The sequence below is a fragment of the Algoriella xinjiangensis genome (genome assembly GCF_900115015.1).
Taxonomy (GTDB): Bacteria; Bacteroidota; Bacteroidia; order Flavobacteriales; family Weeksellaceae; genus Empedobacter; species Empedobacter xinjiangensis.
The window spans coordinates 98,233-114,780 of sequence record NZ_FOUZ01000009.1 but is presented as its reverse complement, the minus strand read 5'-3'; the positions used below and the strand labels follow the sequence as shown (position 1 = coordinate 114,780).

Here is a 16,548-nt window from a genome sequence, read left to right as displayed (position 1 = left end):
ATAGAGAATGCAGAAATTAAATAAATACAGTTTACCGTTTAATAAACATGAATTAGAACCTCTGATTGAATCAATTATATATGATGAAATATTTCAGCAGCCTAATCCAACTTATTCAAAACAAGAACTTTTAAATAAATTAAATGAAATTTTAATTAAAATTGTTCCGATAGAAAAAGCCGAAAAAATTAGCTTATTCTTTTTTGATCAATTCGAAACAATTCGTCGCGAATTAGAACATTTAATCTTCACGTTTTACGCAAATGATCCTGCTTCAAAATCAGAAATCGAAATCATTTTGGCTTATCCAGGTTTTTTTGCCATCGCAATTCATCGTTTGGCTCACGTTTTATATCAATTAGACGCGCCAATTTTACCACGATTTTTTTCTGAATATGCACATTCTAAAACTGGAATTGATATTCATCCTGGCGCTACAATTGGTAAAAACTTTTACATCGATCACGGAACGGGAATTGTAATTGGTGAAACAACAACAATTGGTGATAATGTCAAAATTTATCAAGGCGTTACGCTTGGCGCATTTTATGTTTCGAAAAATTTAGCGGATAAAAAACGTCATCCAACTATCGAAGATAATGTTACAATTTACGCTGGTGCTACAATTTTAGGCGGAACAACGATTATCGGAAAAAATTCTACCATTGGTGGAAATGTGTGGATTACCGAAAGTATCGAAGAAAATTCGGTTGTTTATTTGGAGCAGCAACCACAAATTAGAAAACAAAAAACAGAACATCATAACGATTACACAATCTAAAAACTTAAACAATGATTTATAATAATGTATTAGAAACAATTGGAAATACGCCAATTATTAAACTAAATAAACTATTTCCGAACCATCAAGTTTATATAAAAGTAGAAAAACAAAATCCAGGCGGATCTATCAAAGATCGTATTGCTTTGGCAATGATTGAAGATGCTGAAAAAGCTGGAATTCTAAAACCTGGTGGAACTATTATTGAGCCTACTTCTGGTAATACAGGAATTGGTTTATCGTTTGTTGCGGCTGTAAAAGGTTATAAAATGATTATTACAATGCCCGAATCAATGTCTATTGAGCGTCGTAAAATAATGGAAGCTTATGGTGCTGAATTTGTTTTGACACCAAAAGAATTGGGTATGAAAGGCGCAATTGCAAAGGCACAAGAATTAGCCGAAACGATAGATGGCGCTTGGGTTCCGCAACAATTCGAGAATAGCTCAAATCCAACAGTTCATTATAATACAACTGCAAAAGAAATTATTGCAGATTTTCCTCAAGGTGTAGATTATCTAATTTCTGGTGTAGGAACTGGCGGGCATTTATCTGGTGTAGGAAAAGCTTTGAAAGAACTAAATTCTGCAACAAAAGTTTTAGCAGTAGAACCATCAGATTCTCCCGTAATTTCTGGAGGGCAATCTGGTCCGCATGCTTTGCAAGGAATTGGTGCAGGTTTTATTCCAGGTAATTTAGATACTTCTATTTTAGACGGTTCTATACAAATCACGAAAGAAGAAGCCTACGATTTTACAAAAATAATTGCGAAAGAAGAAGGTTTATTTGTTGGTATTTCAACTGGAGCATCATTAGCTGCAGTATCAAAAAAATTAGAAGAAATAGGAACTGAAGCAAAAATACTGACATTTAATTATGATACAGGAGAACGCTATTTATCAATAGAAGGATTGTTTTAAAATCAAAATTTAAAAATGCGAAAAGGAGATGTTGTCAAAATGTCTCCTTTTTTTATGTAACAACGTCAAAAAGTCAGTTTTATCCGATTAAAATTAGTTTGGAGTTTTTTTTGATGAATACTAAACACAATCAAACATAAAAAACTAAAAAACAATGGATTTTAATCAATTTACTATAAAAGGACGAGAAGCAATTCAGTCCGCTCAACAAATTGCTGTTGAGCATAAAAATCAAGCAATAGAACCTGCTCATATTTTTGGAGGAATGTTGGATGTTGATGAAAATGTAATTTCATTAATATTAGAAAAACAAGGTGTAAAAGTGGATATTCTAAAACCAGAATTAGACCTTGAAATTAGCAAATATCCAAGAATTGAAGGGCAACAAGGAAATCATCTTTCTAATTCATCTAACCAAATTTTGCAAGTTGCGAAAGAAATTGCAAAAGAGATGAACGATGATTTTATTACGTTAGAACATTTATTATTAGGTTTAATCAAAAATGTTTCGCCTGTTAGTCAATTACTAAAAAACAAAGGTGTAACATTTGATAACACAAAAAAATTAGTAACAGAATTGAGAAACGGAGAAAGAGTAACTTCTGAAAATGCAGAAGGCACATATAATTCATTAAATAAATTTGCTAAAAACTTAACAGATTTAGCAAAAGAAGGAAAGTTGGATCCTGTAATTGGACGTGACGAAGAAATTCGCCGTGTATTACAAATCCTATCGCGTCGTACCAAAAACAATCCAATCTTAATTGGTGAGCCAGGTGTTGGTAAAACTGCTATTGCAGAAGGTTTAGCACACCGAATTATCAATGGAGATGTTCCTGAAAACTTGTTGAATAAACAAATTTTCTCGTTGGATATGGGTGCTTTGGTTGCGGGTGCGAAATACAAAGGAGAATTTGAGGAGCGTTTAAAAGCAGTTGTCAAAGAAGTAACTTCATCTAATGGAGAAATCATCTTATTTATAGATGAAATTCACACATTGGTTGGTGCTGGTGGTGGCGGAGAAGGCGCTATGGATGCGGCAAATATCCTAAAACCTGCTTTGGCTCGTGGAGAATTACGTTCGATTGGTGCAACAACACTTAATGAATATCAAAAATATTTCGAAAAAGATAAAGCATTAGAGCGTCGTTTTCAGAAAGTAATGGTGGAAGAGCCAGATGAAGAATCTGCAATTTCTATCTTACGTGGAATTAAAGATAAATACGAACAACATCATAAAATAGGAATTAAAGACGAAGCAATTATAGCGGCTGTTAAATTATCAACACGTTATATTACAGATCGTTTTTTACCGGATAAAGCCATTGATTTAATGGACGAAGCTGCGTCTAAATTAAGAATGGAAATGAATTCTAAACCTGAAGATTTAGATAAATTAGATCGTCGAATTATTCAGTTAGAAATCGAAATTGAAGCGATAAAACGTGAAGATGATGAGAAAAAATTGAATCTTTTGAAAGAAGAATTATCAAATCTTCAAGACGAAAGAAGTCAATTAAACTCGAAATGGCAAGCAGAAAAAAATCGTGCGGACGAAGTGCAAGATTTACGTAAAAATATCGAAAATATAAAATTTGATATCGAACGTGCAAAACGTGATTATGATTACGCAACAGCTTCTAAATTAGAATTTGAAGATTTGGTAAATGCCAAAAAAGATTTGCAAGATGCTGAAGAAATTCTTGAAAAAAATTCGCAAAACAAATTGGTAAAAGAATTTGTTGATTCGGATGATATTGCAGAAGTTGTATCAAAATGGACAGGTGTTCCTGCTCAAAAAATGATGCAATCTGACCGCGAAAAATTATTGAATTTAGAAGAAGAATTGCATCAACGTGTATTAGGACAAGAAGAAGCAATTACAGCAGTTTCGGACGCTATTCGCCGTTCTAGAGCTGGATTAAGTGACGAAGGAAAACCAATTGGTTCGTTCTTATTCTTAGGATCTACAGGTGTTGGTAAAACCGAATTAGCGAAAGCTTTGGCTGAGTTTTTATTTGATGATGAAAATGCAATGACGCGTATCGATATGTCAGAATATCAAGAACGTCATGCCGTTTCGCGCTTGGTTGGGGCACCTCCGGGCTATGTTGGTTATGATGAAGGTGGACAATTAACAGAGGCTGTTCGTCGTCGTCCATATTCGGTAATTTTGTTAGATGAGATAGAGAAAGCGCATCCAGATGTTTTCAATATTTTATTACAAGTTTTAGATGATGGTCGATTAACAGACAATAAAGGACGTGTTGTTAACTTCAAAAACACCATAATCATTATGACGTCTAACTTTGGTTCGCATACTATTTTAGAGAAATTTGCGGATATTGATAACAATAATGTTGCACAAGTTTATAACGAAACAAAAGAGGTTGTTTTTGACGAATTAAAACAAAATTTCCGTCCAGAGTTTTTAAACCGTATCGACGAAATTATATTATTCCGTCCGTTAAGCGAAAATCAAATTTCTGGAATTGTAAAAATCTATTTAAATGCCGTGGCTAAAAAATTAGCACTTCGCGATATTACATTAGATATTACGCCAGAAGCGATAGATTATTTAGCGAAAAAAGGATACGATCCACAATTTGGAGCGCGACCATTGAAAAGAGTTATTCAACAAGATGTGTTGAATGAACTTTCTAAAGAAATTTTAAAAGGAACAATTAATGATAATGACGCTGTTTTAGTTGATTATTTTGACGAAAAACAAGGCGACAATAAATTAGTTTTCAGAACAAATAACTAAGAATAGACAGTTTTTTATTAATGTGAATATTTAGCTTAAAACCTGCTTTTAATTAAGCAGGTTTTTTTATTTTAGCTCATCAACCTCACAACTATGAAAAAAATATTAAAGTTTATCCTTAAAACATTGGGCGTTTTAGTCGGATTAATTATCATTTATCTACTTGCAGTTCTCATTCTTCCTTTAATTTCGGTTAATAAAACACCAGAAAAACCAATTGATCAAGTCGAAGTTTATATCAAAACAAACGGCGTACATACGGACATTGTGATGCCTGTAGTTACAGATCAAATTGATTGGTCAACTTATATTCCTTTCAGCGATACAAAATCTAAACAACAGTATAAATATCTTGCGGTTGGTTGGGGCGACAAAGGTTTTTATTTGGATACACCCGAATGGAAAGATTTAAAATTCTCAACCGCTTTTAAAGCTGCTTTTTGGTTAGGAGAATCTGCGATGCACACAACTTTTTACAACGAAATGAAAGTAGATGAAGATTGTAAGCGCGTCTACATGAGCAAAGAAGAATATACAGAATTGATAAACTATATAAAACAATCTTTTGATTTGGATGAACAAAATAAAATCCAACTGATAAAAACGGATGCTGTTTACGGTAATAATGATGCTTTTTACGAAGCAAAAGGTAGTTATAGCTTATTTTTTACGTGTAATACGTGGGCAAGCAATGCATTAAAAGCGGCAAATAAAGAAGCGCCTTTATGGACGGCTACACAACAAGGAATCTTTTATCATTACAAATAAATTTCAAATTAAGATTTAAGATGAATATTTTTCAAAAAAAATAAAATTTTTTATCATTCATTTTCAAAGAGTTGCCTGTTTTAGGGCATTCAACGCATCATTTTTTTTAATTTTAGATTTGGAAGTAATAAAATTTGCTCTATATTTGCAACACAATATCGATAACGATACTCCTCCTTAGCTCAGTTGGTTAGAGCATCTGACTGTTAATCAGAGGGTCCTTGGTTCGAGCCCAAGAGGAGGAGCAAAAAAGACAATCATTTGATTGTCTTTTTTTATTTGTGATATTTTTAACACTTCATCACACAACCTTTTCCCACTTCTAGACATCTTACTTATAGAAAAACAAATTCTAAACAAGTATGAAAATGACAAGAATATTTAGCATTGTAGCATTGATCTTAACAACATTATCATTTGCTCAAAAAAGTAAAATTGATTATTCTATGTATCCAAAAGCAAAAAGTGGATACGAACAAAAAGTGATTACTTTAAAAACTTTACCAAACGAAGATAATTATAGTGTAGAGCTATTTGTTGGTAAAAAAACATTGGTTGATACATGTAATAATTTCTTTTTGGCTGGTACTTTTGAAGAAAAAACAGTAGATGGTTGGGGATATAACTTTTATCAATTCGAGTCGAATGGTAATGTAGCAGGCTCTTTAATGGGATGTATGAATAATAAATCGATTGAAAAAGTAGTTCATGCAAAAAGTTTACAAACACGCTATAACAGCAAATTACCAATTGTAGTTTATGTACCAAAAGGCTATGTGTTAGAATATAGAATTTGGAAGGCGGATGAAAAACTGACTACAGTAAAATAATTTTATAATTGTTGATAGAAAAAGCGCGAGATAAATCTCGCGCTTTTTTATTTTAATGAAACACCAATTGTGTTATTGTATAAATGATTAAACCTACTAAACCTCCAACCAAAGTCCCATTGATTCGTATAAATTGCAAATCTTTACCAACTTCTAGTTCTAGTTTTTCACTCAATTGTTTTCCTTCCCAATCGCCAACGGTTTTACTAATCAAATCTTCTACTTCGCCTACATTTCGTAAAATCATGCGGTAAATAAAATGACGAACCCAACCGTTTATTTTAGTAATCATTTCTTGATTATCCGTTAAATTTTCGGCAAGCTTCTTTATATTTTTCTGAATATAAACTTGTAAAGCTGAATCTTTATCATCAAAGCTTTCGGTTAAATTTTGTCGAATCGCCGTCCATAAATCAAGGGCATAATCATGAAAACGTTCGGGCGTAATAAAATCATCGCGCAAACTTTCTAGCTTAATTCTCCATTCAGGCGATTCTTTTATATTCAAAATATTATCTCGAATAATCTGCTCTATATTTTGACGAACCGGATGTTCTCGATCTTCTTCTACTTCATCCAGAAAACTAATCACGCCTTCCACTACTCCTTTCGAGATTTTTTTACCTGCAAAAAAAGAAATTACGGGATGTTTTTCATTCAATTTATCCTTGATAATTAAATCACTTTGCAAAATATATTCTTTTGCTTTTGGAATAATTGATTCTAAAATTTCATCATGCTTTTCTTTCTCTAAAATATATTCTAAACTAGACGAAACAAGTTCTGGTAAATCAAATTGTTTTAAAATTTCATCACCTTTTAACGAAATAAAATCAACAACATCTTTATCATCTAAATCATTGACAATCTTTTTAGAAAAATTGATTAATTCTTCTTGCAATCCTTTTTGATTAGACGGTTTATTTAACCAATCTGCCGCAAATTTTACAACTTCTAGCTTTTCTATATATGGACGAATTGTTTTGGGCGTCAAAAAATTATCGGTTACAAATTGTCCTAAATTATCACCAATTGCATTTTTACTGTTCTCTATTAAATTTGTGTGTGGAATTTTAATTCCCAACGGATAACGAAACAAAGCTGTAACCGCAAACCAATCGGCAAGCGCACCAACCATCGCGGCTTCGGCAAAAGCTTCTACATAACCAATCCATTTGGCATCGGAATGTTGCGCCAAATAAACCATCAAAAAATAGACAATCATCATTACAACAAATAGTCCTGTCGCAATTGCTTTGTGCTTTTTTAGATTATTTTTCTTTTCTTGTTCGGTCATATTCGTTAATTTATAAAAAAAGAGCAAAAATTTAGCCAATCAAAAAAAGCGATGAAATACATCGCTTTAGTATTTATTTATACTTATTTAGATTCTTGAAAAACCAATAAAGCTACACTTGCATTTGACAACAAGCGTTGGCTGTGATTGATTGTAAATAAACGTTCGAAAGATGATAATTCACGGTGAACAACTCCTAAAACATCTACTTTATTTGATGTACAATAGCTAAATAATCCGCCTTCTACATCATCATTATTCACGATTTCTATTTTAGCTTTTGGATATTTTTCTTCCCATTCTCCTTTTACACGAAGCATTTCTGTTGTCACAACTTTTGTTTCTACGTGTACTAATTTTAATTGTTTGTTGTAACGATTTACAACTTCGTCCATTTGCGCTAATGCTTTATTTTCTGTCTCATTAAATAAAGTTGCAAAAGCAAAATTTCTTTCTTTTTTAAACTTTACTTTATTTGGCACAATCATTACCGGAACGGTTGCATTATTAAGCACATTTAGTGTATTAGAACCAAAAAACTTTTTACCCAAACTATTTTGTCCATTGGTTCCCATTACGATATAACTAATATCTTGTTTGTTTACAATATCTAAAATCATCATCAATAAATCTCCAATAACAAGCGAACTTTCAATATTAATATCTTCTAAACCGTTTGCAGTTGCAATGTCTTTTAGTTGATTTATATAGCTTTCGAAATCATCTTCTGTTACATCAAGATAATTTTTAACACTAGATTGAACAGAAATTAATCGGATTTCGGCATTTAAAACTTTCGCAAGATTTAAGGCATATAAAAAAGCATTATTTGCAGTATCAGAAAAATCTGTTGGGAATAATATTTTAGTCATAATTATTTGATTATAAAGATTTATATCTCTTCAAATTTACAATTATTCTTTCAGTTAAAGACACAAAAAAAGCGTTGATTTCTCAACGCTTTGCTATTTTTAATTCGTTTTTAATAACCAAAACGACGTAAATCATTTTCTTTACTTCGCCAGTCTTTACGCACTTTTACAAAAAGTTTTAAGAACACTTTTTTGTCAAAAAACTTCTCTAACTCTTCTCTTGCTTCTTTCCCAACTTTTGATAAAGATTCGCCTTTATGTCCAATGATAATTCCTTTTTGAGAATCACGTTCTACATAAATTTCTGCTTCTATTGAGATTAAATGTAAATCTTCTTTAAAACGTTCTGTTACAACCTCAACCGAATATGGAATTTCTTTTTGATAGTTTAATAAAATCTTTTCGCGAATAACCTCGTTTACAATAAAACGCTCCGAACGATCTGTTAATTGATCATCTGGATAATATTGTGGTCCTTCGGGTATAATTGCTTTAATTTTATTGACTAACAAATCTACATTTACGTTTTCTTTTGCAGAAATTGGTAAAATTTCGGCGTTTGGTAAAAGTTCATGCCAATAATCAACTGCATCATTCAAACGATCTGGTGTAGCGGTATCTATCTTATTTAATAATAAAATAATTGGTGTAGATGTTTTTTGTAGACGTGCAAAAACTTCTTCGTTTTTCAGACTTTTTTCTCCAATTTCTACAACATAAAGAATCACATCAGCATCAACCAACGACTCTTTTACAGCATCCATCATTTTAGTTTGCAATTCGTAAGCTGGGTCTAAAACACCTGGTGTATCCGAAAAAACAATTTGATAATCTTCTCCTGTCAAAATTCCTTTGATACGATGACGTGTGGTTTGCGCCTTGTGAGTTGCAATTACTAAACGTTCTTTCATCATTATATTCATCAAAGTAGATTTTCCAACATTTGGATTTCCTATGATGTTTACAAAACCGGATTTAAATATCTTTTCGTCTGACATTGTGCAAATTTAGTGATTTCTTAGAAAATGATTGAGTTATTATTTTGTTAGATTTCATGAATCCTCAATTTTAAAATATTTCGTAGCTAAAAAACTGATTTGGTCTGTGTTTTGAATATGCGTATTTACACTAAAAAAATAGTCAGAATTTTATTGTTTATTGAAAAATATGACTAATTTCATATTGTGTTATGGAAAATTAAATAATCCAAAATTTAAAAAAATGATGAAAGCAGAATTAATTGAAAAAGAAGAAATATTTAACTATAAATTTTTAGACGCACCAAAAGACGAGGTAACAGTAGAAGCAAGCAAATTGAATGGTGCTGTACGTTTAGGAAACGAATTTAAATCAAAAGCATATATTACTTTTCAAACTGATCAAGGTCCAAAGAAAATCGAAACGACAGTTTGGTCGGTAACAGAAAAATATTTACAAATTAAAAATGGTGTTTTAATTCCATTAAAATCATTAATTGATATTCAGTATTAATTGATTTTTACAATTTTTAAATTAATAATGGGATACTCAAAAAGTATCCCATTATTTTGTTTTAATCTTTTTTATTTGATTCTTTTAATAATCTTTTTAAATCTGCGCGAATTGCAGATTTATCTTGACTTTTCGGGAATTCTCCGATAAAAAATGTTTGTTGCGGAACTTCTCTTTCCTCTAATTCGTTATTCGGAATATTAATTTCTGTAGAAAATCTACTTTCTATAACCAAAGTAATTACTTCTTTTCCGGTCTCTTTTTGTGGAAAATCAATCACAACATAATTTAAATCGATGTATGGTTTTAGCTTTTCTTCAATCTGTTCTAAATTTATAATTTCTCCATTATTACCTAATCGACATTCGTTTTTAGATAAAAATCTGAATTTCTTATCATCTATAATCACAACTTGACGATGTGTGTTTAAAGACTCTTCTTCATAAGGCGAATTTAAAATCAAGCTTCCTTTTTCATCTTCAGAAATATCAATTTTATCTAAAACAGAAAATTCTACATCATTATTCTTTTTTATCGCAACTGGATATCCATTTGCCGTATAAACTTTATAAAATGATGTTTTATCTATTTTATTTAACTGTTTTGATAAATCATTATTTAAACTATCAACCTCTATTGCAACTTTATTTATTCGGACCAAATTACTCATTGAGTTTTCTGCTTGTACTTTTGTAACATAAGCATAATCAATCGCAAACCCAATTTCGTCTTGATGTTCGCCTGTGTACGGAATTTTTATCTCATCAGAATCTTCATTACAATACAAATCCAATCCTCCTTCTATTGCTTGTAGAATAACAATTTCGCCTTCATTTTCTAATACCGAAGAACTTAACAAAGCTGTATCACCTTTTTTTAATCCCAAATAATCATTCAAAGACTTAAAAGTATTGCTTACAAACTCTCTGTTAAAAACAGATGTATAAACATTGTCTTCTAAAGCATAATGAAATTTAACAGCAGACGAGCTTTCATCATGTTTTCTTAAAAAATTAAAAATATCATTCTGCCAATCAAACGTTTTTTTATCTTCAAATTCTGCTAAAATCTCAGAAATTGATTTTGTACTAAATTCTAATTTCATAATCTCATGTTTTTTGTGGTTTGTTATTGTACTGATTATCAAAATCAAATCAATAATTTTACCAAAAATAACAACATTGCTTTATTTAGAATAATTTGTTCACAAATCGTTCAAAAAACTCAAATCAAAAAAAGGTTATTTTATATAATCTTTTAGATTATTATTTATCTTAGCGCTATGAATCACAAAACAGATTTTTCGAATTTACGATTTAAAAGAAATCTAAATTCTAATCCAACACATATAGAATCGTTTGAATTAGATAGTTTACAAGTAAAAAGTGATTATAACTATGACGATGTAAAAGATTTAAAACAAATTAATTTTTTACCAGGTATTGCACCTTATTTACGAGGTCCGTACACAACAATGTATGTTCGTCAGCCTTGGACAATTCGTCAATATGCAGGTTTTTCTACGGCAGAAGAGTCAAATGCATTTTACAAAAGAAACTTAGCTGCAGGGCAAAAAGGTCTTTCTGTTGCTTTTGATTTGGCAACGCACCGCGGTTATGATTCGGATCACGAACGTGTTGTAGGAGACGTTGGTAAAGCTGGTGTTGCGATAGATTCTGTAGAGGATATGAAAATTTTATTTGATGAAATTCCATTAGATAAAATCTCTGTTTCGATGACGATGAATGGAGCAGTTCTTCCGATTTTGGCATTTTATATTGTTGCCGCAGAAGAGCAAGGTGTTTCGCAAGATCAACTTTCGGGTACGATACAAAATGATATCTTGAAAGAGTTTATGGTGCGTAATACTTACATTTATCCACCAACACCATCAATGAAAATTATTGCGGATATTTTTGAATATACGTCACAAAAAATTCCTCGTTTCAACTCAATTTCTATTTCGGGCTATCACATGCAAGAAGCTGGTGCAACGCCAGTTTTAGAAATGGCTTATACTTTGGCTGATGGTTACGAATATGTAAAAACAGGTTTAGATGCAGGTTTAAAAGTAGATGATTTTGCTCCTCGTTTATCTTTCTTTTGGGCCATTGGAATGAATTTTCCTCAAGAAATTGCAAAATTGCGTGCTGCACGTATGCTTTGGGCAAAATTGATGCAAGAATTTGAACCTCAAAATAAAAAATCGTTAATGTTAAGAACTCACTGCCAAACTTCTGGTTGGAGCTTAACAGAACAAGAACCATATAACAACATTGGACGTACGGCAATTGAAGCTTTGGCTGCGGCACTTGGCGGAACACAATCTTTACACACCAATGCACTGGACGAAGCAATTGCTTTACCAACAGACTTTTCTGCACGAATTGCACGTAATACGCAAATTATTTTGCAAGAAGAAACTCAAATTTGTAGAACTGCTGATCCTTTTGGAGGAAGTTTTATGATTGAGTCTTTAACCAATGATATGGCGAATCAAGCGTGGGAATATATTCAGGAAGTGCGCGAATTAGGCGGAATGACGCAAGCCATAGAAGCTGGTATTCCGAAAATGCGTATTGAGGAAGCTGCTGCAAAAAAACAAGCGAATATTGATTCTGGCGATGTTGCCATAGTTGGTGTTAACGCTTATCGTTCTAAATTAAAACAACAAGAATTTGATATTCTTGATATTGACAATACAACAGTTCGTCAAAAACAAATTGATCGTTTAAATCAAATCAAAGCAGATCGTGATAATGAGGCTGTAAAAGATATTTTAGCACAATTAACAAAAGCCGCAGAAACTGGCGAAGGTAATTTATTAGAATTATCAATAGAAGCCGCTCGTCGTCGAGTAACTTTAGGTGAAATTTCTGATGCATTAGAAACAATTTTTGGTCGACACAAAGCAATAACAAGAGGAATTCAAGGTATTTACGCAATGGGAGCAGGAAAAATGGATAAGTTTGAAGAAGCGCGTAAATTGGCAGATCAATTTGCGGAAGAAGACGGACGTCGTCCACGTATTATGGTTGCCAAAATGGGACAAGATGGTCACGATAGAGGTGCTAAAGTAGTGGCTACATCTTTTGCCGATATGGGCTTCGATGTTGATATTTCGCCATTGTTCCAAACACCAGCCGAAGTTGCGAAACAAGCGATAGAAAATGATGTTCATATTCTAGGAATTTCTTCTTTAGCGGCAGGTCACAAAACATTAGTTCCGGAAGTTGTAAAACAATTGAAAGAGTTAGGTCGCGATGATGTTTATATTGTTGTAGGAGGCGTTATTCCTCGTCAAGATTACGATTATCTGTATCAAAATGGTGCTGATGCAATTTTTGGTCCTGGAACCAATTTAGCTGAAAGTGCTTGCGAAATTCTAGAAAATTTATTAAAATCATCTAAATAAGTCTATTTTAATACAAGTATTCCTGTCTATTGACAGGAATATTTTTATATTTATACCACGCAAACCTAAAAACAAGATGAATAAAACCTTACGATATATTATCTTAACAAGCTGTATAATTTTTATACTATGGTTTATTGGATACTTTCTGATAGGTGATTTTATAAGTCTAGAATTCTCAAATTATCAGGTCTCAAAAATATTTCCAAAAGTTTTAACCTTTCTAGCAGCAGTAAGTATTTATGTGTTATTTTTACTTTCTATCAAAAAGAATGAAGGTTGGAGTTTTTCGAATGTCATGAAATTTGTATTGGGAATTATCATTGGTTTGATTCCTTTATTTACTTTCGAATATTACAGTATTAATGATTGTGCAGATTGGAAAATTGATAAAACAACCAAAAAAGTTTTATTTCAATCCAAAACATCTGCTTCAGAAACAATTAAATTAATCGAAATTAATTGTCCAGAATCTAAATCAAAAACCTTAAAAGTAAAACGTGTTGTTGCTATAACACCATTGTTTAATACTTCTTCGACAATAGATACAGCAAAGATTTCTACAAATAGTTGGAAAAAACTTTAGTTTCACATTAAACTTTGCACTGATTTTGATGTCTAACAGATGAAAATCTATTCTCTATGTCAAAACACATTCTTGCATTATTTTTTACTTGCCTTACATTTTTTGCTTTCGGACAAGAAAAAATTACCATAACAGGTAAAGTTACAGATGCTTTAAATTTTCCGTTAACGGATGCTGAAGTTATTGTTGGTAACAAAGCCGATTCTACTAAAATCTCCTCTACAATTACAGACGATAATGGAAGTTTTAAATTCGAAGTTTCAATTCAAGATCATCCCGTTTATTTAATTATTGATGATGCTTTAGAAGGTGTTTTTAAACAAAGTTTTGAATCTATAAAAAATAACATTGATTTGGGCACAGTTGTCATCAATCCTATGGTTTATGATTTACAAGAAGTTGTCGTAAAAAATGTAGAAGCAATGGTTGTAAAGCAGGATACGATTGAATATAATGCAGATTCGTACAAAGTAAAACCTAATGCAAATTTAGAAGCTTTATTGCGCGAATTACCAGGTTTTGAGATGGATGATGCTGGTGCAATTACGGTAAACGGAAAGCAAATTAATGAGATTTTGATTGATGGAGAAACTTTTTTTGGAACGGATGGAAAAGTTGCTTTAGAAAATTTACCTGCGGATATTATCAGCAAAATTCAGGTTTCGGACTTCAAAACAAAGAATGAAAAATTTTCTGGTGAAAAATCTAAATCAGATAAATCTTCTTTAAATATCACTTTAAAAGAAGACAAAAAGCAAGGTTATATGCTAAAAGCGACAGGCGGTTATGGTACAGATAATCACTACGAAGCTAATTTGATGGCGAACTATTTTAAGGGAAAACGCAAGTTAAGTTTAATTGGTTCTTCTACAGATATTGCGGCTTCGGGTATGGTTAGCGGCGAAGGTTCTCGTGGTCGTGGTGGTATGGGAAGAAGAAATTCGGACGGTATTTCAACCAACACTTCGGTTGGATTAAATTACAACGATCAGCTAAATGATAATTTAAAAATTGGCGCTGATTATCGTTTAAATCATTCATTTTCTAAAAATGAACAATACAAACATGTCGAAAATTTTGCTCCAAAAAACATTTATACTTCTGACGCTAATTCAAATACAAAAAATGAAACGTATGGTCATAATTTTGGAACAAATTTAGAATGGACAAAAAACAACACCAAAATATATTTCTATCCATCTTTTAGCAATTCATCTTCTACAAACTCTGCGCAGACAGAAAGTAAAACATTTTCTGATTTAGGCGATTTGAGAAATGAAATGAATCAAACTTCAAATGGAAAATCAACGTCAAATACATTTAAAACGAACTTATCTCTTAATCAGAAATTTAAAAATAATTCGTATTTCGATTTAAATTCAGACATTTCGATTGGTAAAACAGACCGAGATTCACGAATCAATTCGACAACTTTATACACAAATGATCCAATTTCGGATATTTACAGAAACATCAACGAAAGCAATATTTCTAAAAATAATTTGTACATTTTTGATGCAAAATACACGTATCCAATCGCCGATTCTGCAAAAATAACAATTGGTACTGCATACGATTTTAATGATACTGAAACAAATAATAGAACGTGGAATTACAACGATATTACGGGAGAATATGACCAAATGAACAATGATTTGACGCGATTTTATTCAACAAAACAGCATCAAATTACGCCTTACGCACAATTTTTATTAAACAAATCAAAATTATCTGCGGCGGTAAAAGTTGGTGCTAATATTTATAATCAAGACAATTTCGGAATATTTAAATCAACAGATTATAGCTCTGTTCAAAATAAAACATTGCCTAATTTAGAAGGAAATATTCGTTATCAAAACGGAAATAATTCGCTTTCGTTGCAATATAATTATCAAACAAGTTTAGCTTCGTCATCGCAAGTTTTACCGATTTTAGATGAAACCGATCCATTAGATGTTTATAAAGGTAATCCTGATCTTGATCCGAATAAAGCACATAATATTAACTTGATGTTTAGCAATTTTGATCGCAAAACAAGACAAGGCGTTAATGCATTTCTTAATTATACGTACAACGAATCGAGTATTGTAAATTTTACGGATGTGGATTATACGAGCTATAAACGAACAACTACTTACGAAAATGTAAAAGGAAATTATAGATTATCTGGAAATTTTTCTTTCAATAAACAATATCAAAAAGGAATAAATAAATTTAGATTAAATGTTGGTATTTCGGCTAATTATGGCTTGACACAAGGTTTTCGTGATGGAGAAAAATTTGAACAATTCAGCACTAATTTAGCTCCAAATATTCGTTTGAATTGGGATTATGGTGACTATTTAACTATTTCGCCATCGTACCGATTAAATTTCTCAAATTCTAGATTTGAAAATTATACGATTGATAATCAAAATAATATCACACATAATTTTGGAATAAAAACGATTGCAACTTTTCCTAAGAATTTAACATGGACAAATGATTTTAGCTACAATTACAATTCTAGAATGGCTGCAGGTTTCAAACGCGATTTCTTTTTATGGAACACAAGTTTGATGTACAGATTTTTTGATGATAAGCTAGAAGCTGGTGTAAAAGTTTATGATTTATTAAACCAAAATAATAGTTTTACAAGAACTATTAACGCAGATTCTACAGTTGATACACGAAATAATATTTTATCGCAATTCGTAATGTTTTCGTTAACATTCAACTTAAATCAATTTGGAGGAAAATCTACAAAAGGTGATATGGGCGACAGATCTTCAAATTCGCAAAGAAGCGAAAGAATGATGACAAGACCGTAAACAATAAACTA

Annotated in this window: 13 protein-coding genes and 1 tRNA gene; 10 read left to right on the top strand and 4 right to left on the bottom strand. The window is 31.6% G+C overall.

Annotated elements, in window-relative coordinates; translation table 11 throughout:
• Positions 1 to 7 precede the first annotated feature (7 nt).
• From epsC to BM072_RS09935, 6 genes are all read left to right on the top strand, one after another.
• On the top strand, positions 8 to 781 hold the full coding sequence (gene epsC / locus BM072_RS09960) for a serine O-acetyltransferase EpsC (protein ID WP_092908521.1): 774 nt from the start codon (positions 8 to 10) through the stop codon (positions 779 to 781).
• 11 nt (positions 782 to 792) lie between these two features.
• On the top strand, positions 793 to 1,701 hold the full coding sequence (gene cysK / locus BM072_RS09955) for a cysteine synthase A (RefSeq protein WP_092908520.1): 909 nt from the start codon (positions 793 to 795) through the stop codon (positions 1,699 to 1,701).
• Positions 1,702 to 1,855: 154 nt separating this feature from the next.
• On the top strand, positions 1,856 to 4,468 hold the full coding sequence (clpB, locus tag BM072_RS09950; RefSeq protein WP_092908519.1) for an ATP-dependent chaperone ClpB: 2,613 nt from the start codon (positions 1,856 to 1,858) through the stop codon (positions 4,466 to 4,468).
• Between the two features lie 93 nt (positions 4,469 to 4,561).
• Entirely contained in the window at positions 4,562 to 5,236 is a 675-nt protein-coding gene (locus tag BM072_RS09945; protein WP_092908518.1) for a TIGR02117 family protein, read from the top strand.
• Positions 5,237 to 5,407: 171 nt separating this feature from the next.
• A tRNA-Asn gene (locus BM072_RS09940) sits at positions 5,408 to 5,481 on the top strand.
• A 123-nt stretch (positions 5,482 to 5,604) separates the two neighbouring features.
• Positions 5,605 to 6,066, top strand: a complete 462-nt coding sequence (locus BM072_RS09935; protein ID WP_177190302.1) for an ecotin family protein — start codon at positions 5,605 to 5,607, stop codon at positions 6,064 to 6,066.
• 52 nt (positions 6,067 to 6,118) lie between these two features.
• Here the strand turns inward: BM072_RS09935 and BM072_RS09930 are convergent, their stop codons facing one another.
• The 3 genes from BM072_RS09930 to era form a co-directional block, all read right to left on the bottom strand.
• Positions 6,119 to 7,363 carry a DUF445 domain-containing protein gene (locus tag BM072_RS09930; protein WP_092908516.1) on the bottom strand — a complete coding sequence of 415 codons (1,245 nt, stop codon included), beginning with the start codon at positions 7,361 to 7,363 and terminating at the stop codon, positions 6,119 to 6,121.
• Positions 7,364 to 7,446: 83 nt separating this feature from the next.
• Positions 7,447 to 8,235, bottom strand: coding sequence for a universal stress protein (locus tag BM072_RS09925; RefSeq protein WP_092908515.1), 789 nt, complete (start codon positions 8,233 to 8,235; stop codon positions 7,447 to 7,449).
• Between the two features lie 110 nt (positions 8,236 to 8,345).
• Positions 8,346 to 9,233, bottom strand: a complete 888-nt coding sequence (gene era, locus BM072_RS09920; protein ID WP_092908514.1) for a GTPase Era — start codon at positions 9,231 to 9,233, stop codon at positions 8,346 to 8,348.
• A gap of 169 nt (positions 9,234 to 9,402) precedes the next feature.
• Between era and BM072_RS09915 the strand changes: the two genes are divergently transcribed.
• On the top strand, positions 9,403 to 9,726 hold the full coding sequence (locus BM072_RS09915; RefSeq protein WP_245752122.1) for a hypothetical protein: 324 nt from the start codon (positions 9,403 to 9,405) through the stop codon (positions 9,724 to 9,726).
• A gap of 61 nt (positions 9,727 to 9,787) precedes the next feature.
• On the opposite strand, the gene BM072_RS09910 is transcribed toward BM072_RS09915, so the two are convergent.
• On the bottom strand, positions 9,788 to 10,831 hold the full coding sequence (locus BM072_RS09910; protein WP_125113477.1) for a hypothetical protein: 1,044 nt from the start codon (positions 10,829 to 10,831) through the stop codon (positions 9,788 to 9,790).
• 177 nt (positions 10,832 to 11,008) lie between these two features.
• Here BM072_RS09910 and scpA point away from each other — a divergent pair, with 177 nt between their 5' ends.
• The 3 genes from scpA (at position 11,009) to BM072_RS09895 (ending at position 16,537) form a co-directional block, all read left to right on the top strand.
• The gene (gene scpA / locus BM072_RS09905) at positions 11,009 to 13,141 is read left to right on the top strand and encodes a methylmalonyl-CoA mutase (RefSeq protein WP_092908512.1); all 2,133 of its coding nucleotides are present in this window, start codon (positions 11,009 to 11,011) and stop codon (positions 13,139 to 13,141) included.
• A 76-nt stretch (positions 13,142 to 13,217) separates the two neighbouring features.
• A complete protein-coding gene (locus tag BM072_RS09900; RefSeq protein ID WP_125113476.1) occupies positions 13,218 to 13,727 on the top strand; it encodes a hypothetical protein in 510 nt (169 codons plus the stop codon).
• A gap of 56 nt (positions 13,728 to 13,783) precedes the next feature.
• Positions 13,784 to 16,537: a TonB-dependent receptor gene (locus tag BM072_RS09895; protein ID WP_092908510.1), complete on the top strand. Its 2,754-nt coding sequence runs from the start codon at positions 13,784 to 13,786 to the stop codon at positions 16,535 to 16,537.
• Positions 16,538 to 16,548: the final 11 nt, after the last annotated feature.

Bases quoted from the DNA above. Each gene is read 5' to 3' on its own strand.
- BM072_RS09930 (WP_092908516.1), bottom strand. From the start codon at position 7,363: ATGACCGAACAAGAAAAGAAAAATAATCTAAAAAAGCACAAAGCAATT.
- BM072_RS09935 (WP_177190302.1), top strand. From the start codon at position 5,605: ATGACAAGAATATTTAGCATTGTAGCATTGATCTTAACAACATTATCA.
- BM072_RS09925 (WP_092908515.1), bottom strand. From the start codon at position 8,235: ATGACTAAAATATTATTCCCAACAGATTTTTCTGATACTGCAAATAAT.
- scpA (WP_092908512.1), top strand. From the start codon at position 11,009: ATGAATCACAAAACAGATTTTTCGAATTTACGATTTAAAAGAAATCTA.
- BM072_RS09910 (WP_125113477.1), bottom strand. From the start codon at position 10,831: ATGAAATTAGAATTTAGTACAAAATCAATTTCTGAGATTTTAGCAGAA.
- clpB (WP_092908519.1), top strand. From the start codon at position 1,856: ATGGATTTTAATCAATTTACTATAAAAGGACGAGAAGCAATTCAGTCC.
- BM072_RS09915 (WP_245752122.1), top strand. From the start codon at position 9,403: ATGACTAATTTCATATTGTGTTATGGAAAATTAAATAATCCAAAATTT.
- BM072_RS09900 (WP_125113476.1), top strand. From the start codon at position 13,218: ATGAATAAAACCTTACGATATATTATCTTAACAAGCTGTATAATTTTT.
- epsC (WP_092908521.1), top strand. From the start codon at position 8: ATGCAGAAATTAAATAAATACAGTTTACCGTTTAATAAACATGAATTA.
- BM072_RS09945 (WP_092908518.1), top strand. From the start codon at position 4,562: ATGAAAAAAATATTAAAGTTTATCCTTAAAACATTGGGCGTTTTAGTC.
- cysK (WP_092908520.1), top strand. From the start codon at position 793: ATGATTTATAATAATGTATTAGAAACAATTGGAAATACGCCAATTATT.
- era (WP_092908514.1), bottom strand. From the start codon at position 9,233: ATGTCAGACGAAAAGATATTTAAATCCGGTTTTGTAAACATCATAGGA.
- BM072_RS09895 (WP_092908510.1), top strand. From the start codon at position 13,784: ATGTCAAAACACATTCTTGCATTATTTTTTACTTGCCTTACATTTTTT.